Consider the following 18,971-nt stretch of genomic DNA (forward strand, 5'->3'; position numbering starts at 1 on the left):
AACGTTAATGGCGTTCCCCGGTTCCCGGCGAGCCGAAATATTTTCGCCGCGGGCTGCCGCAGGACGCGAAGCGGCGTGCGCAAAAACTTCCTTAAGACATTGCTGCTATCGGCAAGGGATTATCGGGGCAATTCCAAGAGCGAGCCTGGTTTACGATGCGTCAAGCATGTCACTATCCCGCCAAGGTCGTTCGCAGCGTTCTGCGCGATTCCGCTGGCAACATCCTGCCGATCGCTGCGATCGGCATGCTCGTGGCGGCCGTGGTGGTGGGCTCGGCGGTGGACCTGAGCCGCGATTATCTCGTGCGTGAACAGATCCAGTCGGCCTGCGACGCGGCGGTGCTGGCGGGGCGGCGGACGGTGACGACGGCGGGTTTCGACGCCGCGTCGAAGAAAGTCGCGACCGACTATTTCAACACGAACTTCAGCGACGCGCAGCAGGGCACGAGGTCCACGGCGTTCGACGCGACTTCGACGGATAACGGGCAGACCATCACCGGCACCGCGACGACGGTGCTCGACACCCTGCTGATGCGCATCTTCGGCAAGGACGCCTTCAATATCAGCGTGACCTGCGGCAGCTCGATGGGCGTGGGCAACTCCGACATCATGATGGTGCTCGATACGACCGGTTCGATGGACTACACGCTGTCGGGCTCGCAGACGCGCATCCAGGCGCTGCGCGCGGCGATGAAGAACTTCTACACGACGATCTACAACGCCACCGCCAACAGCAACGCGCGCGTGCGCTATGGCTTCGTACCGTTCAGCTCGACCGTGAACGTCGGCAAGTTGCTGACCGCGATCAGCAGCAACTACATCGTCGACAGCTATTCCTACCAGTCTCGCGCTTACGAACCGACCGGCAGCGTCACTTACGGCAGCTGGAGCAAATACTCGAGCAAGAGCTACAGTTCCAGTTCCTGCGGGGGCGATGTTCCTGCGGCGACGGTGGATGGCGATGTCACGTCAAAAAGCCAGAAGTACCAGCGCAGTACGCAGTATAAATGCGATGTATCTGGCGGGAGCTACTATATCTATTCGCGCACGGCCGATGCTGCCTATGAATTGAACTATCGCCAGATCGCCTACGATACGAGCAAGTTCAAGACCTTCGCGACGGTCAACACACCCACCGGCAGCACCGGCGGCAACGTGTCCTCCAGCTGGGACGGCTGCATCCAGGAGCGCGACACCGTCGCCCAGTCCACCTTCAAGTATTCCGCGACCGCCGGCATCACGCCCAAGGCGGCGCTGGACCTCGACCTCGATACCGCACCGACCTCCGACGACAAGACGAAGTGGCGCCCGCTCTGGCCGGAGGTTTCCTACCGCCGCTGGAACGACTACAGCTACTACACCACGGCATCGACCCACAACGGCGGCAGCGCAGGGGACTATTGCCCCGTCGAGTCCCGGCTGCTGGCGAGGATGTCGCAGAGCGAGTTCAACACGGTCGCGGATTCGCTTCAGGCCGTCGGCGGCACGTATCTCGACATCGGCATGATCTGGGGCGGCCGCCTGATGTCGCAGCAGGGCATGTGGTCCACGCTGAACAGCGATGAGCCCAGCAACGGCGGCAAGGTCTCGCGCCACCTGATCTTCATGACCGACGGCGAGATGGAGCCGAACTACACCATCGCACAGGCCTGGGGCATGGAATACTGGGACCGCCGCGTCACCAGCGACGGCTCCACCGACGACGAGAAGCGCCATACCCAGCGTTTCCTCGCGACATGCGAGGCGATCAAGGCCAAGGGCATCCGCGTATGGGTGGTGGCGTTCACGTCCACGCTCAGCACCGACCTCACGACTTGTGCGTCCGACGACAGTTCGTTCACCGCGAACAGTGCAGCCGATCTCAACACCGCGTTCCAGGAGATCGCCAAGCAGGTCGGCGAACTGAGGGTCGTGCAATGACGGCGGCGGCGCTGCTCCGTCGCCTCCGGGCAGGCGAGCGCGGGTCGGCGGTGATCGAGTTCGCCGTCGCCGCGCCGGTGCTCCTGTTGCTGCTGATCGGCATCTACGACATGGCGCACAGGGCCTATCTCACCGCGATCCTCCACGGCGCGGTCGAGGAGGCCTCGCGCCAGGATGGGCTGGAAATCGCCGACACCACCAAGGCCGACAACTATGTCACCGCCATGGTCCAGCGCGTGGCGCCGGGCGCGACGGTCACTTTCAAGCGTTCCAGCTACTACGATTTCGCCGACCTCAAGCGCGCCGAAACGTGGAACGACAAGAACGCCAACGGCAAGTGCGACAATGGCGAAACCTACACCGACGAGAACCGCAACGGAAAGTGGGATGCGGACGTCGGCACCAGCGACAACGGCGGCGGCAACGACGTCGTGCTCTACACGGCGACGGTGACGTATACCCCGGTGTTTATCGTGCCGTTCGTTCCCAACTCGACCTCGCAGCGTACCCTGACCGCAAGCACGGTGCGCAAGAACCAGCCGTACGAGCTTCAGGAAAAGTACGGCTCGGACGCGGGGACATGCTCGTGATCGGGCATCTTGCACGGCGCCTTGGCGGTCGCCTCCGCCGGGACGAGCGCGGCGTGTCCTTCATGGAGTTCGCACTGATCCTGCCGATCATCGTTACCATGGGGTTCTACGGGACCGAACTGGCATGGATGGCGATGATCAACATGCAGATCGCGCAGATCGCCAGCTCGGTGGCCGACAACGCCTCTCGCCTCGGCCAGACCGACAACAGCGCGGTGACGCCGACCGTCACCGAGACGATGATCGACTCCGTCATGTCAGGCGCTTTGGTGCAGGGCTCGTACTTCAACTTCGAGGCGAACGGACGGATCATCCTGTCGAGCCTCGAGCGCGATACTGCGACCGGGCGGCAGTTCATCCACTGGCAGCGCTGCCGGGGCAATCTCAAGGTCAGCTCGCAATATGGAGCCGCAGGCAAGGGCCTGACCGGATCGACGATCGCGGGCATGGGCAATCCGACCATCGCTGCCGTCGCTGGTTCCGCAGTTATGTACGTCGAGGTGAACTACACCTACCAGCCATTGTTCGGCACCTGGTTCGTCGGCCAGCCGAACTTCCGCCGCGAGGCCGCCTACATCATCCGCGACGATCGTAGCCTCGGCACCAGCACCGGCACTGGCGTAACGCCTGGGACGAGCACCGCGAAGTCGCTTTGTAGCTGAGTAAAACGCGGGGGGCTTCGACAAGGTCAGCCTGAAAGCAAGCTATAGAGCACGATGACAATCCCTTCGTCATTGCGAGCGTAGCGAAGCAATCCAGGGCGGTTTAGGCGGCTCTGGATTGCTTCGCTACGCTCGCAATGACGGAGATATGGCCGGAGGTCCCGAACCGAGGTTCGGGACCGCAAGTGGCTTACTTCGGCTCCAGCCGGATCGCGGTGCCGCCGCCGGGGGCCAGCCACACGTCCATGGTGTCGCCCTTCTTCACGGTGCGCGTGTCGTAGGCGATGTTGTGGCGCGCTTCGGTCTCGTAGGTCGCGCCTTCGCCGTCCTTCCAGACGCTGGCCTTGTAGCTCTTGCCCGCGTCGAGGAAGTCGAACTTCAGCGTCACGTTACGCGCCGTCGCATCGTTCACGCCGCCGACGAACCAGCGCGGCGAAGCGCGGTCCTTGCGTGCGAAGATCGCATAGTCGCCCACTTCGCCCGCGATCAGGTGGCTCTCGGCCCAGTCGGTCGGCACGCTCTCGATGAAGTTCATCTCGCGCGGGTACTTGTCGAGTTGCTCGATGAAGTCCGCCGCCATCTGGATCGGCGAGTAGATCGCGAGGTACAGCCCCAGCTGCTTCGCCAGCGTCGAGGCGAGGGGGCCGTTCGCGCCTTCGAGGCTCAGCACGCCGGGCGTGAAGTCCATCGGGCCGGACAGCATGCGGGTATAGACCAGCGTAGGCTCATGGTCCGGGCCGTTGGCGAACTTGCCCCAGGCGTTGTACTCCATGCCGCGCGCCCCTTCGCGCGAGACCCAGTTGGGGTAGGTACGGCGAAGGCCGGTGTCCTTGACCGGTTCGTGCGCGTCGATGGCGATGTGGTGCTTCGCGGCATCCTCGACCACGGCGAGGTGGTGTTCGACCTGCCGCTGGCCGTCGTGCCACTCCATGCGGACCGGGCCGACCGGGCCGCCGGGATAGTCGGTGTTGGCGATCACGCCGCCATGGTCGGCGACGTAGCCGGTCTTCACCGTGTCCACGCCCAGCTTCTGGTAGAGCGCGAAACCGGCGTCCATGTTCGCTTCGTAATTGGCGATATTGCCGCCGGTCTCGTGGTGACCGATCAGCTTGACGCCCTTCTTCGCGGCATACTTCGTCACCGCTTCGATGTCGAAATCGGGCGTAGCCTCGGTGAAGCTGAATTCGTCGCCGTGGCCGAACCAGTCGCCGTTCCAGCCCTTGTTCCAGCCCTCGACCAGCACGCCGCGGAACTTGTGCTTCGCGGCATAGTCGATGTACTGCATCGTGCGTGCGGTGGTGGCGCCGTGCTTCGGCCCTTCCGCCCAGGTCCAGTCGTTGCGGATCATGCCCCACCAGATGCCGATGTAGCGGCCCGGCTTCACCCAGCTGACATCGCCCAGCTTGTTGGGCTCGTTGAGGTTCAGCTCCAGATCGTTGTCGACCAGACCTTCGGCGTCATCGGCGATGCGCACCGTGCGCCACGGCGTCGCGAAGGGCAGGTCGCGCACCACCCGAGGTCCGCGTGAGGAGGGCGAGAGCGTGGTGCGGAAGGTCTGCCCGGTCGCGCGCTTGAACCAGTAGCCCGCGTAATCGACCAGCGCCGCTTCGTGGAACGACAGGTGGGTGCCGTCCTCCAGCTTCATCGTGATGGGCGTATGCGCGGTGGGGACGGCGTCGATCGGGGTCTTCTGGTAGACCTGCTCATAGCGGTTCCACTCGCCGCCGGGGATCCACCATGCGGTGCCCTTGGGGACGATGTCGAACTCGGTCGTCTCGTCGGCGATCTTCATCGTCTTGAGGCCGGGCTGCTCGGGGATTTCGTAGCGGAAGCCCACGCCGTTATCGAACAGGCGGAAGGTGACGTTCATCAGCCGCTCGCCGTAGGTCTTGCCCTGCTTGAAGCGGACGGTGACCTGATTGTAGCGGTCCTTGACGAAGCGGCGCTCGCCCCAGGGCTGTTCCCAGGTGTCGTCGCCCTTGGCGGTATCGCTGCTCTCGATGGCGAAGCCGCGCGTCATGTTGAGGCCATCCGTCAGGATGAAGCCCAGCTTGCTCGGTGCGATCAGCAGCTTGCCCTTGCGGGTGAGCGACCACATCGGGCGGCTGTCGTTGTCGGTGGTGACCGTCAGCACGATCGAGCCGTCGGGCGATTGAGCGGTGACTTGCGGCTTGGTTTCCTGCGCCATGGCAGGGGCGGCGATGACGATGCCGGCACTAGCCAGCAGGGCGAGCGGCTTCATGCCGTTTCTCCTTCGATGATCCACAAGGCGCCCCATGCGGGGAGCGTGCCCAAGGTGAGGGCGCATTCGGCGTTATTCACAGCGGCCAGAACGCGGCCGCCGGTCGGAATTGCTGCAGGCCATGCTGCAGGCGCATCGCTCATGTTGACGACCACCAGCACACGGTGCCCGTCCAGCTCTCGGCGCAGCACGAGGCGCGTGTCGTCGGCGAGCAGCACTTCGCCGGAGCCCCGGCGCAGCGCCGGATCGGCGGCGCGAAGCTGCAGCAGATGCCGGGTCAGGTTGAGCAGCGAAGCCGGGTCCGCCTCCTGCCGGTCGACCGCGCGCGACAGGTTCTGTTCGCTCAGCGGCAGCCAGGGAGCGGAGGAGGTGAAGCCGCCATGCTCGCTCTGCGCCATCCACGGCAGCGGCGTGCGCACGCCATCGCGTGAGAGGGTGAGCGGCCAGTTGGCGATTGCCTCGGGATCTTGCAGCATCTCGAACGGAATCTCGTCCTGCAGCAGGCCGAGTTCCTCGCCCTGGAACAGGATCGGATTGCCCCGGATCGAGAGCAGCGTGAGCATCTTCATCCGCGCGAAGGCATCGATCTGGTCGGGCGCGCACCAGCGGGAGAGCGCGCGCGGGGCGTCGTGGTTTTCGAAGGCCCAGCTTGGCCATCCGGCATCGGGTTCGTCGGGCCAGAACTGCAGCACTTCGGCGATGTGCGCGGGACGCAGCGTGTCGGCATAGAGCAGATCGAAACCGTAGGCGCTGTCCAGACGAGCAGGGCCTTGCGTGAAGGTGCGCTTCTCTTCCATCGCCCGCGATCCGCCGACTTCGGCCAGCGAATAGGTATCGGGATAGGAGGAGATCAGCGCCTGCAGCCGCTCGATGAACTTGAGGATGTCCGGGTGCGACTGATTGTAGACCTGCAGCTGAAAATCGTAGGGCCGCGTGCGCACCTTCCCGTCGTCCGGCGCGGGCGGATTGTTGCGCAGCATCGGGTCGTGCATCGAGTGGTTGAGCGCATCGATGCGGAAGCCCGCGACGCCCCGGTCCAGCCAGAACTTCGCCACCGCCAGCAGCGCGTCCTGTACCTCGGGGTTATGGCAGTTGAGCTGCGGCTGCTCGGCCAAGAAGTTGTGCATGTAATACTGCCCGCGCCGCGCATCCCAGCGCCACGCCGGGCCGCCGAACACCGACTGCCAGTTATTGGGCGGTGAGCCGTCCACCTTGGGATCGGCCCAGACGTACCAGTCCGACCGCGCATTGCCGCGGCTGGACCGGCTCTCGGCAAACCACGGGTGCTGGTCGGAGGTATGGGCATAGACCTGATCGACGATGACCTTCAGGCCAAGCGCCTTCGCCTTCGCGATCAGCGCGTCGAAATCCTCCAGCGTGCCGAACATCGGGTCGACCGCGCAGTAGTCGGAAATGTCGTAGCCGAAGTCCGCCATCGGCGACTGGTAAAACGGCGAGATCCAGATCGCCTCGACGCCGAGCCTCGCCACGTGGTCGAGACGGGCGGTGATGCCGGGCAGGTCGCCGATCCCGTCGCCGTTGGAATCGGCGAAGCTGCGCGGATAGATCTGGTAGATCGCCGCGCCGCGCCACCATGGCGCCTTGGAGGAGGTTTCTGGGTTCGTCATGGCGCTCTCTGGTGGATCTTGGCGTCGTTATGTCGGGCTATGTCGGTTTCTGTCGCTCAGGGCCGGGCCGCGCAGACGGCGAAACCGAGCGGCGGCAGCGACACCGAAACCGATCCAGGAGCGGTGGCCTTCACCGGACATGCGGAACCCGTAAGCGTCTGGAATTGCGCCGATTTTGGCTCTACCGCAAGGTTGCCTTGGACCGCCTCGGTGGAAGTGTTGAAGGCCAGTACCACCTCGTTTCCGGTAGCCGGATCGAAGCGGGACACCGCAAACAGCCCCGGCTTGTCCGAAGCGGCGCGAACCCTGGTCATCCCGCCCGTCAGCGCTGGAGTCTGGCGGCGCAAGGTCGCCAGCTGTGCGATCAGCTTGTAGAGCGGGTGCGCGGGATCGAAATGCTCGGCATTCGGGGCGCGGGTCGTGCCCAGCAGGGGCTCGTCGGTAAGCCGTAAGTCCCTGGAAGCAAACATGTCCTGCCGCGACCACTGGTCGCCGCCATGGCCGACGAAGCCTTGTTCGTCGCCGTAGTAGATCGTCGGCACGCCGCGCAGCGTCAGCAGCATGGCATGGGCCAGCATCGAACGCTTCAGCAGATCGTCGTTGCTCGCAAGTGGTTGGCCCAGCTTGAGAAACATCGGCAGGCGCCCGGCATCGTGGTTGCCCAGGAACGTCGGCAGCTGCAGCGCGCCCTGCTTGCCGCCGGCATAGAGCGCGTCGTCGTCGAACAGGCGCGCCAGCGTCTCGGTGCCACCGTCCTTGGCGCCGCCCGCTGCATCGTCGACCGCCCGCATGAACGCGAAGTCGAGCACGCCCGGCAGGCCCGCATTGCGCGTCCACGAGGCGAGCAGGGCAGGGTCGTAATCGCCCGTCGCGACTTCGCCGAAGATATGGAAGTTGTTGATTCCCTTTGCCTTCGCGCGCTCCAGCATGGCGGGTACGAACTTCTGCCACAGCTCCGCGTTCACATGGCGCGCGGTGTCGATGCGGAAGCCGTCGATGCCGAAACGGTCGATCCAGCTGCCGTAGATCTCGATCATCCCATCGACCACGCGCGGGTTTTCGGTGGCGAGGTCGTCGAGGCCGACGAAGTCGCCGTACTGCGCGCTCTCGCCCTTCCAGTCGGTGTTGCCGCGGTTGTGATAGTAGATCGGATCGTTGAGCCAGGCGGGGACTTTGACGTCCTTTTCCGCCTTGGGCACGACGGGGGTGTAGGCGAACGAGGGATCGGTCAGTTTCGCCCAGTTCTCAGCCGTTTGCACCGTTTCCCCGAGGAAACCGGGGTTGATCGCTGGGCCCTTCACGCCGCCCCGTGTCGAGAACGGATAGTCCGCCTTGGAGCGATAGGGATACCCCTCCGCGACCCCTTCCTTGTACTGGATCACGTCCGCCGTGTGGTTGACGATGATGTCCATGTAGACCTTCATGCCCCGGGCATGTGCGGCCTCGACGAGCGCCTTGAAGTCCTCGTTGGTGCCGAAGTGCGGATCGACCTGTGTGAAATCGGTGATCCAGTAGCCGTGATACCCCGCGCTCTCGTTGCCCTTGGGGCCTTGCACCGGCTTGTTCTTGAAGATCGGCCCGACCCACAGCGCACTGGCGCCGAGGCCTTGGATATAGTCCAGCCGCGCGGTCAGGCCCTTGAGGTCGCCGCCGTGGTAGAACGCCTTGTCGGTGGGGTCGAAGCCGGTCTGCAGCTTGCCGCCGCTGAGGCCGCCGGTATCGTTTGAGGTGTCACCGTTCTCGAAACGGTCGGGCAGGACGAAGTAGATGACTTCCTGCTCGGGCGTGCGGGCGCGCATGTCCTCGACCGTCCCGGCGAACGCGGCGCCATGGGAGAGGGCCAGCGCGAGGGCCGAGAGGGAAGGTATCAGGCGGTTCATCACAGGCGATCTCCGGATGGCCGTCGGGGAAGGGTAGGCGGAACCGTCGAAGGGAGGGATAACTTCAACGGTTCCGCCGGTTTGGCGCCGTTCAGGAGGAGGAGGGTTCCATCGCGGCGCCGGGGGGTAAGTGTCAGATCAGAACTTATACGTGAAACCGGCCAGGAAACGGCGGCCGTACGTCTGGTAGTCGATGACCTCGCGGCTATCGCCCGGGTTGGTCGTGATGAACGGCGCGTTGGTCAGGTTCTGACCCTGCACGTAGAGCGACAGGCCCTCCAGCGCGCTACCCGCCTGGAAGTCGTAGCCGATCTGCGCGTCCACGATCGTTTCCGCAGCCGCGCGGCGACGAACGCGGTTGGCCGCGAAGCCCGAGACTTCACCCAGGAATGTCGAACGGTAACGGACCGAACCGCGCGCGTTGAAGCCCCACTTCTCGAAGTAGGCGGTGCCGTTGGCGACCCACTTCGAATAGCCCGGGAGGTCACCCGAGGGCGAGTCCGGCGTCGCCTGGATCTTGCTCTTGGTATAGGCGACCGAGCCGGTGATCCCGAAGCCATCCAGCGCGGGGAGGAAGGTTTCGAAGGGCAGGGTGGTGGCGATCTCGACGCCGTAGAGCGTGCCGCCCTTGCCGTTGATGGGAACGTTGAGCTGAGCGGTATCCGACACCGGAATGCCCTGGCCCGGGTCCTGCAGCGCGAGGCCGTCGGTGGGCACGGTGAGGTCGGTGTTGTAGATGTAGCTCTTCAGGTCCTTCCAAAAGAACTGCGCCGCGATCACGCCCTTGCCGCCGAAGTACTGCTCGATCGTGAAGTCGAGCGCATTGGCGCGCCACGGGCGCAGGTCCGGGTTGCCCGAGGAACCGGTGGCCTGCGCCACGCCGTCCGCGATCGTGTAGCTCCAGCTGAGCGAGGCGCGCATGTCGTCGAGACGCGGGCGAATGATCTCGCGCGCGGCGGCAAAGCGGATGACCGTATCGCTCGGGAAACGCAGTGACAGGTTGAGGCTGGGCAGCACGTCGAGATAGTCGGTGCTGGCACGGCGCTCCTCGCCGCCGATGATCGGCGAACCGTTGGGCGCAGTGCCCAGGTTCACGGCGGTGGCGCCCAGCGAGTTCTGGTCGGTCCACTGCGCCTGCACGCCGAAGTTGCCGGTCAGGTGCGCCGAGCCGATCTCGCTGTCGATGTTGCCCTGGAAGTAGGCGGTCATCAGCCTTTCGCGGATCGCGTAGCTCTTTACCACGACGTCGCCATAAGGGTTCGCGACGCGGTTGTAGATGCCGTCACGCACCAGCGCGGCGGGATCGTAGCTGATCACCGAGCCGAGGCCGTACATGCTCAGGTCCGTGGCGCCGAGGCGATATTCCTGAGGCACGGCGACGCTGGTGAGGCCGTCGGTATTGGCGGCCAGACCCAGGAAGTACTCCTCCGGCACCAGCGACTTGGAGCGGTTGGTGTAGTTCAGGCCGACCTGGAACGAGTGCAGCGGGCCGCTTTCGAACTCGTGCTCGACCTCGGTGCGGAACTGCCAGAGTTCGTCCTTGATGTGGCGGTTGTTGTAGTAACCGTCCTGGCCGTTGCGGATCGCGGTGCCATCCGGCGCGATCTGGGTGCCGCCCCAGCCCTGGGGGCTGGTGAGGAGGATCGTGTCGTAGTCGCCGTAATCGATCACGTTCGAGAAGGTCGAGCCCTTGGTGCCGGTATTGAAACCGATGGTGTCCTTGGCGCCTACGAGATTGCGGCCGGTGCCGGCGGTGGTCTCGATGGTCAGTTCGCTGCGGTCGGTCTTCGAATAGCTGGCGTCGAAGAAGGCGTTCCAGCCATCCTCGCCTTCCCACTTGGTGTTCCAGCCGAACGAGTAGAGCTTGGCGTGGCGCTGGAAGAGGTCGTTGCGCGCCAGGGGCTTCGCATTGGCGAACTGACCCGAGGTGACGAGGCCATTCTCGACCGTGGTGGCGGTGAGGACCGGCGACATTGCAGGATTGTCGGCACTGACGCCCATCTGCAGCGGCATCTCGACGCCGCGCTTGATCTGGTCGTCCTTGAAGTTCGAGTAGAACGCGTCGAGCGTGGTCGTCAGGTTCGGCGCAGGCTTCCACTGGAGGGTGCCGTTGAGACCCATGCGCTTCAGCTTGGTCGAGGTGACCATGGCCTTGGCGCCGCCGATCACGCGGTCGCCGTTGGCGAGGTCGCTGTAGCCCCAAGCGTTGTACTCTTTGATCTGGTAGGGCTCGTTGTTGTAGCTGGCGCCAAGGGCAATGCCGATGGTGTCGTCGGCGAACTGGTCGACGTACATCGCGTTGGCGCGGTAGCCCATGTCGTCCGACTTGGCGTTCAGCTTGCCGAGATCCGCATAGGAACCGCGCGCGCCGACCGAGAAGATGCGCTTGCCGGTGTCGAGCGGACGGATCGTGCGCATGTCCACGGTGCCCGACAGACCCTGTCCGACGAGGCTGGCCATCGGCGTCTTGTAGACGTTGACGGCGCTGACGACTTCGGACGGATACTGGTCGTACTCGACGGCGCGGTTGTCGCCGGTCGAGGTCTGCTCGCGGCCGTTCAGCAGCGTGGTCGAGAAGTCCGGCGCGAAGCCGCGGATGGCGATCGAGTTCGAGCGGCCGTTGACGCGCTGCGAGGTCAGGCCCGGAAGGCGGGCGATCGATTCCGCGATCGAGGCGTCGGGCAGCTTGCCGATGTCCTCGGCCGAGACGCTCTCGACGATCTGCTCGGCGTTGCGCTTCTGGTTGATCGCGTTGAGCAGCGATGCGCGGTAGCCAGTGACGACGATGGTGTCGGCGCTGGCGTTGTCCTCCGCCGGGGCGGCGTCCTGCGCCCACGCTGCGGCAGGAAGGGCAGCCGCGATCATGGCGGCGGTGATGGCGATCCGGGACGACATGCCCACGGCCGAAAACTCGTTACGAAGCGACATGAAGTGTCCTCCCCTGTTCTGGCCGGGACAGCACACCTGGCGCCCGGCATCTCCTCCTGATGAGCCCGTGCATTTCTGCCGCGACTCCATTCGACCCCCTCTGCTTAAGGCGGTCCTACGTTGCGCATAATATGGCATACGTATACGTAGATGCCGGAGGGAAACGCGGCGTGTCTTCCATGCAACGATCAGGATACCGCGTAATTACGTGATTATATGAAGTTAGCTACCTGGCACTGTGGCATTGTTGCGGCGCAGCATCGGGTGGAGGAGACCATGGGACGCAAGCCGACCAACCGCCCGACCAGCTTCGACATCGCCTATCGCGCCGGTGTCTCGCAGCCCACCGTCAGCCGCGCGCTGCGCGGGAGCAAGTCGGTCAGCGCCGCCACGCGCGAGCGGATCGAGGCGATCGCGCGCGAGTTGAACTACTCGGTGGACAAGAACGCCTCGTCGCTGCGGTCGCAGCGTTCGAACACGATCGCGCTGCTGTTCTTCGAGGAACAGTCGCCCGACGACTCCAAGATCAACCCGTTCTTCCTCGCCATGCTCGGCGCGATCACGCGCGAGTGCGCCAGCCGGGGGCTGGACCTGCTCATCTCGTTCCAGAAGCTGGAGGACGACTGGCACGTGCGCTATCAGGACAGCCACCGCGCCGACGGCCTGATCCTGCTCGGCTACGGGGATTATACGCTCTATGAAAGCCGCCTGCGCCAACTGGTCGGGCAGGGCACGCACTTCGTGCGCTGGGGCAGCGTGGACGAGGTTAATATCGGGGCGACGGTCGGTTCCGACAACCTCGGCGCGGGGCGGCTGGCTGGGGAGCATCTGCTCGGCCTTGGCCGTCGGCGCATCGTCTTTCTCGGGCAGGCGGACGAGCATTATCCCGAGTTCGCCGATCGTTACCGGGGGTTGTGCGAGGCGCTCGGCGAGGCAGGGGTGACGGTGGACCCGCGCTTGCAACGCGACGTGGTGAACCTTGAGGACATGGGCCATGCGGCGATGCGCGAGGTGATTGGCGAAGGGGTGGTCTTCGACGCCGTCTTCGCGGCCAGCGACCTCATCGCCATCGGCGCCATGCGCGCGCTGGGCGAGGCGGGCCTGTCGATCCCCGGCGACGTGGCGGTGATGGGCTTCGACGACCTTCCCGCTGCCAGCATGACCAACCCGCCGCTGACCACGATGATGCAGGACCTTAGGCGCGCCGGAGAAATTCTGGTCGAGACGCTGGCCGACCAGATCGCGGACCGCGCGGCGCCCTCGCGCACGCTGCCGGCGCGTCTGGTGGTGCGGCGAAGCACGGCGGGGTAGCGTAGTTAGGCAGGTGCCTTGTCGAGGGGGCTTCGACAAGCTCAGCCTGAGCGGGAAGGAACGGGTGCCGGTTTCATCCGGATCAGCTTGGGCATGACCGGCTAGGCATTCGTATGCATGTTGTCGCATCCGGCGCATCGTGCAAGGCGGGCGGACTGCGCGGCGTCAAGTCCGCGAGCTTAGGGAAGGGACGCGATGACGGACATGGCTTCGGAGAAACCCCGGCAGGGCTGGGCGGGGCTGTGGAACATCAGCTTCGGGTTCTTCGGCATCCAGATCGGCTTCGCACTGCAGAACGCCAACATGAGCCGCGTCTTCCAGTCGCTGGGTTCGGGGATCGACGATCTTCCCGCGCTCTGGGTCGCGGCGCCGCTGACGGGCCTGCTGGTCCAGCCCATCGTCGGCCACATGTCCGACCGGACATGGCTGGGCCGCCTCGGTCGCCGCCGTCCCTACTTCCTCGCGGGCGCCGTCCTGGCGACGATCGCGCTGCTGGCGATGCCGGAGAGCGCCGGGTCGTCTTCGGGACTGCTGATGGCGGCGCTGCTGCTGTGGATGCTCGACGCCAGCCTCAACGTCTCGATGGAGCCCTTCCGCGCTTTCGTCGGCGATATGCTGCGCAAGGACCAGCACACGGCGGGCTATGCCGTGCAGACCGCCTTTATCGGCGCGGGCGCGGTGGTGGGGTCGCTGTTTCCTTATGCGCTGGAGCACTTGGGTGTCTCCAACGCGGCGGCCCTCGGCGAGATTCCCGATACGGTACGCTACAGCTTCTGGGCAGGGGGACTGGCGCTGCTGGCTGCCGTGATCTGGACGGTGCTGACGACGCGCGAATACTCGCCCGAGGAGCAAGCGGCGTTTGGGGATGTGCAGGAGGCGGAGGGCGCCAGTGCTGCTGCACTCGCAGGCCGCAGCTTGTGGAGTGGACTCCCATGGATCGCTGCAGGAAACTTCGTGGCCCTGATCGTCACCAGATGGGGGTTGGAGAAGGAAGTCTATCTCCTCGCCGCGCTCCTCGCAGGCTACGGCATCGCCATCATGGCCGCTATCGGCCTTGCGCGCTCGGGCCGCAGTGCTTCGATGCTGGCAGGGATCGTCGGTGACTTCGCGGGAATGCCGCCGCTGATGAAGCGGCTCGCCTTCGTGCAGTTCTTCAGCTGGTCGGCGCTGTTCATCATGTGGATCAACACGACGCCAGTGGTGGCGCAGTACCACTTCGGATCGGCCGACCCCGCCAGCGCAGCCTATCAGGAGGCGGGCAACTGGGTCGGCGTGCTGTTCTCGGTTTACAACGGCGTGGCGGCCATCGCTGCGCTGGCGCTGCTGCCGATGCTTTCGGCTCGTCTCGGCAAGGCGCGGACGCATGCGCTGTGCCTCGTGGCGGGAGCGCTGGGCTTTGCCGGGTTCCTGCTGCTGCGCGATCCCAAGGCCCTGATCGCGTGCGAGATCGGCATCGGCATCGCCTGGGCCTCGATCCTCGCGATGCCGTACGCCATTCTCGCGAGTAGCTTGCCGCAGTCCAAGCTGGGCATCTACATGGGCCTGTTCAACGTCTTCGTGGTGCTGCCGCAACTGCTGGTCGCGACGGTGATGGGCTCGATCATGAAGGCCTTCTTCCCCGGCGAGCCGATCTGGACGATGGCCTTCGCAGCGGGCACTCTGCTGGTCGCGGCGCTCGCCTCGCTGCGAATTGGTGCGGAGACATAATTGCGCGGGCTCTCGTAATATTCCGTCTTCGCGCTGCATCGATATTGCTCTAGGAGCGTTGCCAAAGATCAGGCAGCCAGAGGAGAGGAACCCATGCGCGCCACCCCCGATTTCGATTTCGCCCTTGGCGAAAGCGCGCAGATGATCCGCGAAAGCGTGTCGCGCTTCGCTGACGAACGTATCGCCCCCATCGCCGCGAAAGTGGACGCCGAGGACTGGTTCCCGCGCGACCTCTGGCCCGAAATGGGTGCGCTCGGCCTCCATGGCCTGACGGTCGAGGAGGAGTGGGGCGGCATCGGCCTGGGCTATCTCGAACACGTCATCGCGGTGGAGGAGGTCAGCCGCGCATCGGCCTCGGTCGGGCTGTCCTACGGCGCGCATTCGAACTTGTGCGTCAACCAGATCCGCCGTTGGGGCACCGAGGAACAGAAGGCGAAGTATCTGCCGAAGCTGATCTCGGGCGAGCACATCGGCAGCCTCGCCATGTCCGAGGTGGGCGCGGGGTCCGACGTCGTCGGCATGAAGCTGCGCGCCAATGCGGTTGCTGGAGGCTTCCGCCTCAACGGCACCAAGTTCTGGATCACCAACGGTACTTATGCCGACACGCTGGTCGTCTATGCCAAGACCGGCGAGGGCTCCAAAGGCATCACCGCCTTCCTGATCGAGAAGGGCATGCCGGGCTTCTCCATCGGCCAGAAGATCGACAAGATGGGCATGCGCGGTTCGCCCACGTGCGAGCTTGTGTTCGACGACTGCCTGGTGCCGGAAGAGAACGTCATGGGGCCGCTGCACGGCGGCGTCGGCGTGCTGATGAGCGGCCTCGACTACGAGCGGGTGGTGCTGGCGGGCCTTCAACTTGGCATCATGCAGGCATGCCTCGACACCGTCATTCCCTACCTTCGCGAGCGAAGGCAGTTCGGCAAGCCGATCGGCGCGTTCCAGCTGATGCAGGCCAAGGTCGCGGACATGTACGTCGCGCTGCAGTCCGCGCGCGCCTATGTCTATGCCGTGGCGCGCGCCTGCGATGCCGGGCAGACCACGCGCTTCGACGCGGCGGGCGCGATCCTGCTGGCGAGTGAGAACGCCTTCCGCGTCTCCGGCGAGGCGGTGCAGGCGCTGGGCGGAGCCGGATACACGAAGGACTGGCCAGTCGAACGCTACCTGCGCGATGCCAAGTTGCTCGACATCGGCGCTGGCACGAACGAAATCCGCCGCATGCTCATCGGCCGCGAACTGATCGGCGCGGGCTGAGCCCTCAGTCGTCGCGGCTGCGACGCACGTGGCCCTCCGATCAAGCAGGCTCCCGCGGGAGAACTGGCGAGATCCGGTCGCACCGCTGCCTTGCGTCAATCGACGAGAGGCAAGACCGGTACTATCGTCTGTGCCAGCCGTTCGACTTCGGCACGGTCGTGGCTGACGTAGAGGATCGGCAGGTGCAGTTCGTCGCGGATGCGTTCGATGAGTCGCAGGATTTCTTCGCGGCGCACTCCGTCGACCGATGCCAGCGGCTCGTCCATCAAAAGAAACTCGGGCGCGGAAAGCAGTGCGCGGCCGATCGCGACCCGCTGGGCTTCGCCGCCGGACAGGGTCGCAGGCATACGGTCCAGCAAGTCGGCAATTCCCAAGAGGTCGATGGTATGATCCCAATCAAGCGTGGCCCCTTGCCTGCGGCCGAACTCCAGATTGCGGCGGACCGAGCGATGCGGAAACAGGCGCAAGTCCTGAAACACGTAGCCGCAGCGGCGCGTCTCGGGTTTGAGGTCTATGTGCGCGGCACTGTCGAACAGGGATCTTTCGGCTACGACGATGTGGCCCTCTGTAGGGCGCAGTAGGCCCGCGACCGCATCGAGCAGGCTCGTCTTGCCGGCGCCCGAAGGGCCAAAGAGTGCGGTAAGTCCCGCTCCGGCGGTAAAGGTGTAACGCAACGGCCGTTCGCCGCGTGACAGGGTAAGGGCAATGTCAAATGACATGGCGACCCTTCTCCTGACCGCTGCGGCGGGCAAGCCATTCTGACAGCACAAGTGCAGCGACCGACAGCATTACGGACAGCCCGGCCAGGCGTGCCACCTGTAGATCGGAGCCAGGCACTTGCAATGCGCTATAGATCGCAAGGGGCAGGGTCTGCGTCTCACCTGGAATATTCGATGCGAAGGTGATTGTGGCGCCGAACTCACCAACCGATCGCGCGAAGCCGAGAACCAGCGCTGCCAGCACACCGTTCAGGCTGAGGGGCAGCGTCACGTTCACGAATGTGCGCCATGACCCGGCACCAAGGGTGCGCGCGGCATTTTCCAGGCGGCGATCGACCCCTTCCAGCGAGAGCCGCATCGCGCGAACCATCAGCGGCAGTGCCATGATAGCAGCCGCAAGTGCCGCACCGGTCCAGCGAAACAGGAACGTCAGCCCGAATGCGCGTTCCAGGAGACCACCAAGGGGCGCGTTCGGGCTGAAGGCAAGAAGGAGCAGCCAGCCGGTCACCACCGGAGGCAAGACCAGCGGCAGATGGACCATCGCGTCGACCAGTACCTTCCCCGGAAAGCGCCAACGCGCCAAAACCCATGCGAACGCGAAGGCGACCGGGAGTGCTGCCGACATGGCAACAGCGCCAACCTTGAGCGAGAGGACCAGAACCTCCCATTCGGCTGATGAAAGCGGATTCACGCGGCGGCTTATTTGGTCCCGAAGCCGAAGCGGCGGAACACCGCCTTGCCCTCGGTGGAAACCAGATAGCGCCGGAACGCCTCACCCTCTGGATTGCGTGAAGAGGAGAGAGTGGCGACAGGGTAGCTGATCGGATCGTGGCTCGAGGGGGAGAAGGTGCCGACCACGCGCACGCCCTGGTCGGCGCGGGCGTCGGTCGCGTAGACGATGCCAAGCGGCGCCGCGCCCCGGCTTACCAGCGCGAGTGCACCCCTTACACTGTCGCCCGGTGCGAGCCGATCCTGCACCGAGGCCCATACGCCGAGCCGGGTGAGCGCCTGCTTGCCGTAGATACCTGCAGGAACCGCGGCCGGATCAGCGATCGCCAGTCGGCCGTTGCCCAGCGCCCGCGCCAAAGGCATGCCGCGCCCGAGCTTTAGGCGGACGTTGCTCGCGCGCGGGGCGACTAGGACGAGTTCGTTGCGCAGAAACGACACGCGCGTGCCCTTGCGCACCAAACCTTTGCCCTGCACGTCGTCCATCCAGGGTTCGTCGGCAGAAACGAATATATCTGCGGGGGCGCCCGAGGCGATCTGCCGGGCGAGTGCGGAGGATGCCGCGAAGGAAATGCGCGGGCGGGGATGCCCCTTGCGGGCCCAGGCGTCGGCAGCAGCATTCATCGATTCCTGCAAGCTCGCTGCGGCGAGCACCAGCGGTGGCTGGGCTCCGGGAGCGGCGCTCAGGGGGGCGGCGGCTCCGTACAGAACCGTTAGCGCCGCGAGCAGCAGCGCGACGAGTTTGCGCACTAGAAATCTCCAGGAGAATATATTGTATCCGACAGTATATCGCATGAAGTCGAATGCAAGCTGTGGTCTGCGGAAACCTGCCAGTGCCTTAAGCCTTTTGCGAGGCTCGTGGTTTGGGCAACAGCCGGGCAGCGAGTGCGTCATAATCAGGACCATGAGCGACTTGTGCGATGCCCTCTTGCAAAGCGCGGTAATGGGCCAAGACGGAATTCCCGAATTCAGTGACGCGAGCGCCGCTCGTCGCGGCGCGGCCGGGCGCGGTCTGCACCAGCGGTGCATCCCAACAGCGGTTCATCACGTCAACCAGCAGCCAGGCCCGGCGGTAGCTCATGCCCATCGCACGACCGGCGGCAGAGATGGAACCATGCTCCCGGATGGCATCGAGGAGGTCGGCCTTTCCGGGCCCCATCGCGATCTCCTCGCCGGAGTGGATCTGGATCTTGATCTTCAGGCGGGGTGGTCCGGTCATGCCCGTTACCTAGATCCAAGGTACGTCGCCAGCAAGGTGGCGGTAAGCTGAACGAGTCGCCGCAGATGGTCTTTTCCGAATCATGCTGCCCGCAATCGATAACGGTCGGTCGTAAAATGTGCTTCCGGTCCTTCGGTCGTGTCCCGCGGGGTGGTGTAGGAACCGTCGATCTACGGCAGGATCAGGTTC

The 18,971-nt window shown here is 64.9% G+C and carries 14 protein-coding genes; 6 read left to right on the forward strand and 8 right to left on the reverse strand.

The genetic code is table 11. The features are described 5' to 3' along the window. The first annotated feature begins 155 nt into the window (after window positions 1-155). Genes QRN25_RS21835 through QRN25_RS21845 form a run of 3 tightly spaced genes read left to right on the forward strand, consistent with a single transcriptional unit; the run spans window position 156 to window position 3,171 of the window. Window positions 156-1,919 carry a pilus assembly protein TadG-related protein gene (locus QRN25_RS21835; protein WP_271180994.1) on the forward strand — a complete coding sequence of 588 codons (1,764 nt, stop codon included), beginning with the start codon at window positions 156-158 and terminating at the stop codon, window positions 1,917-1,919. Then, window positions 1,916-2,509 carry a TadE/TadG family type IV pilus assembly protein gene (locus tag QRN25_RS21840; protein ID WP_271180993.1) on the forward strand — a complete coding sequence of 198 codons (594 nt, stop codon included), beginning with the start codon at window positions 1,916-1,918 and terminating at the stop codon, window positions 2,507-2,509. The genes QRN25_RS21835 and QRN25_RS21840 overlap by 4 nt, the downstream gene beginning before the upstream one ends. Next, the gene (locus QRN25_RS21845; RefSeq protein WP_285021336.1) at window positions 2,500-3,171 is read left to right on the forward strand and encodes a TadE/TadG family type IV pilus assembly protein; all 672 of its coding nucleotides are present in this window, start codon (window positions 2,500-2,502) and stop codon (window positions 3,169-3,171) included. Before QRN25_RS21840 ends, QRN25_RS21845 begins: the two co-directional genes overlap by 10 nt. Window positions 3,172-3,361: 190 nt before the next feature. Here QRN25_RS21845 and QRN25_RS21850 read toward each other — a convergent pair whose 3' ends face one another. The 4 genes from QRN25_RS21850 to QRN25_RS21865 all read right to left on the reverse strand — a co-directional run bounded on the left by QRN25_RS21850 (window position 3,362) and on the right by QRN25_RS21865 (window position 11,849). Further along, a complete protein-coding gene (locus QRN25_RS21850) occupies window positions 3,362-5,413 on the reverse strand; it encodes a glycoside hydrolase family 97 protein (protein ID WP_285021337.1) in 2,052 nt (683 codons plus the stop codon). Continuing rightward, window positions 5,410-7,041, reverse strand: coding sequence for an alpha-amylase family glycosyl hydrolase (locus QRN25_RS21855; RefSeq protein ID WP_285021338.1), 1,632 nt, complete (start codon window positions 7,039-7,041; stop codon window positions 5,410-5,412). The genes QRN25_RS21850 and QRN25_RS21855 overlap by 4 nt, the downstream gene beginning before the upstream one ends. A gap of 56 nt (window positions 7,042-7,097) precedes the next feature. After that, window positions 7,098-8,921 (reverse strand): alpha-amylase family glycosyl hydrolase, encoded by a 1,824-nt coding sequence (locus QRN25_RS21860; protein ID WP_285021339.1) that lies wholly within the window; start codon window positions 8,919-8,921, stop codon window positions 7,098-7,100. A 138-nt stretch (window positions 8,922-9,059) separates the two neighbouring features. Next, complete coding sequence (locus QRN25_RS21865; RefSeq protein ID WP_285021341.1) at window positions 9,060-11,849, reverse strand: TonB-dependent receptor; 2,790 nt, start codon at window positions 11,847-11,849, stop codon at window positions 9,060-9,062. A gap of 276 nt (window positions 11,850-12,125) precedes the next feature. Between QRN25_RS21865 and QRN25_RS21870 the strand changes: the two genes are divergently transcribed. The 3 genes from QRN25_RS21870 (at window position 12,126) to QRN25_RS21880 (ending at window position 16,118) form a co-directional block, all read left to right on the forward strand. Continuing rightward, a complete protein-coding gene (locus QRN25_RS21870) occupies window positions 12,126-13,160 on the forward strand; it encodes a LacI family DNA-binding transcriptional regulator (protein ID WP_285021342.1) in 1,035 nt (344 codons plus the stop codon). Window positions 13,161-13,355: 195 nt separating this feature from the next. Further along, a complete protein-coding gene (locus tag QRN25_RS21875) occupies window positions 13,356-14,867 on the forward strand; it encodes an MFS transporter (RefSeq protein WP_285021343.1) in 1,512 nt (503 codons plus the stop codon). Between the two features lie 93 nt (window positions 14,868-14,960). Next, window positions 14,961-16,118, forward strand: coding sequence for an isovaleryl-CoA dehydrogenase (locus tag QRN25_RS21880; protein ID WP_285021345.1), 1,158 nt, complete (start codon window positions 14,961-14,963; stop codon window positions 16,116-16,118). 95 nt (window positions 16,119-16,213) lie between these two features. Here QRN25_RS21880 and QRN25_RS21885 read toward each other — a convergent pair whose 3' ends face one another. The 4 genes from QRN25_RS21885 to QRN25_RS21900 are packed head-to-tail and all read right to left on the reverse strand — an operon-like array spanning window position 16,214 to window position 18,782. Beyond that, a complete protein-coding gene (locus QRN25_RS21885) occupies window positions 16,214-16,837 on the reverse strand; it encodes an ATP-binding cassette domain-containing protein (RefSeq protein ID WP_285021346.1) in 624 nt (207 codons plus the stop codon). Continuing rightward, window positions 16,827-17,528 (reverse strand): molybdate ABC transporter permease subunit, encoded by a 702-nt coding sequence (gene modB / locus QRN25_RS21890; RefSeq protein WP_271180984.1) that lies wholly within the window; start codon window positions 17,526-17,528, stop codon window positions 16,827-16,829. The genes QRN25_RS21885 and modB overlap by 11 nt, the downstream gene beginning before the upstream one ends. Window positions 17,529-17,536: 8 nt before the next feature. Then, window positions 17,537-18,358 carry a molybdate ABC transporter substrate-binding protein gene (gene modA, locus QRN25_RS21895; RefSeq protein WP_285021348.1) on the reverse strand — a complete coding sequence of 274 codons (822 nt, stop codon included), beginning with the start codon at window positions 18,356-18,358 and terminating at the stop codon, window positions 17,537-17,539. A gap of 43 nt (window positions 18,359-18,401) precedes the next feature. After that, the gene (locus QRN25_RS21900) at window positions 18,402-18,782 is read right to left on the reverse strand and encodes a winged helix-turn-helix domain-containing protein (protein ID WP_285021349.1); all 381 of its coding nucleotides are present in this window, start codon (window positions 18,780-18,782) and stop codon (window positions 18,402-18,404) included. Between the last annotated feature and the right edge of the window lie 189 nt (window positions 18,783-18,971).

It is taken from the genome of Novosphingobium sp. fls2-241-R2A-195 (genome assembly GCF_030209485.1).
Classification (GTDB): domain Bacteria; phylum Pseudomonadota; class Alphaproteobacteria; order Sphingomonadales; family Sphingomonadaceae; genus Novosphingobium; species Novosphingobium resinovorum.

Coding starts and splice junctions, on each gene's coding strand:
- QRN25_RS21835 (WP_271180994.1), top strand. CDS start 156: ATGCGTCAAGCATGTCACTATCCCGCCAAGGTCGTTCGCAGCGTTCTG.
- QRN25_RS21840 (WP_271180993.1), top strand. CDS start 1,916: ATGACGGCGGCGGCGCTGCTCCGTCGCCTCCGGGCAGGCGAGCGCGGG.
- QRN25_RS21845 (WP_285021336.1), top strand. CDS start 2,500: ATGCTCGTGATCGGGCATCTTGCACGGCGCCTTGGCGGTCGCCTCCGC.
- QRN25_RS21850 (WP_285021337.1), bottom strand. CDS start 5,413: ATGAAGCCGCTCGCCCTGCTGGCTAGTGCCGGCATCGTCATCGCCGCC.
- QRN25_RS21855 (WP_285021338.1), bottom strand. CDS start 7,041: ATGACGAACCCAGAAACCTCCTCCAAGGCGCCATGGTGGCGCGGCGCG.
- QRN25_RS21860 (WP_285021339.1), bottom strand. CDS start 8,921: ATGAACCGCCTGATACCTTCCCTCTCGGCCCTCGCGCTGGCCCTCTCC.
- QRN25_RS21865 (WP_285021341.1), bottom strand. CDS start 11,849: ATGTCGCTTCGTAACGAGTTTTCGGCCGTGGGCATGTCGTCCCGGATC.
- QRN25_RS21870 (WP_285021342.1), top strand. CDS start 12,126: ATGGGACGCAAGCCGACCAACCGCCCGACCAGCTTCGACATCGCCTAT.
- QRN25_RS21875 (WP_285021343.1), top strand. CDS start 13,356: ATGACGGACATGGCTTCGGAGAAACCCCGGCAGGGCTGGGCGGGGCTG.
- QRN25_RS21880 (WP_285021345.1), top strand. CDS start 14,961: ATGCGCGCCACCCCCGATTTCGATTTCGCCCTTGGCGAAAGCGCGCAG.
- QRN25_RS21885 (WP_285021346.1), bottom strand. CDS start 16,837: ATGTCATTTGACATTGCCCTTACCCTGTCACGCGGCGAACGGCCGTTG.
- modA (WP_285021348.1), bottom strand. CDS start 18,358: ATGCGATATACTGTCGGATACAATATATTCTCCTGGAGATTTCTAGTG.
- QRN25_RS21900 (WP_285021349.1), bottom strand. CDS start 18,782: ATGACCGGACCACCCCGCCTGAAGATCAAGATCCAGATCCACTCCGGC.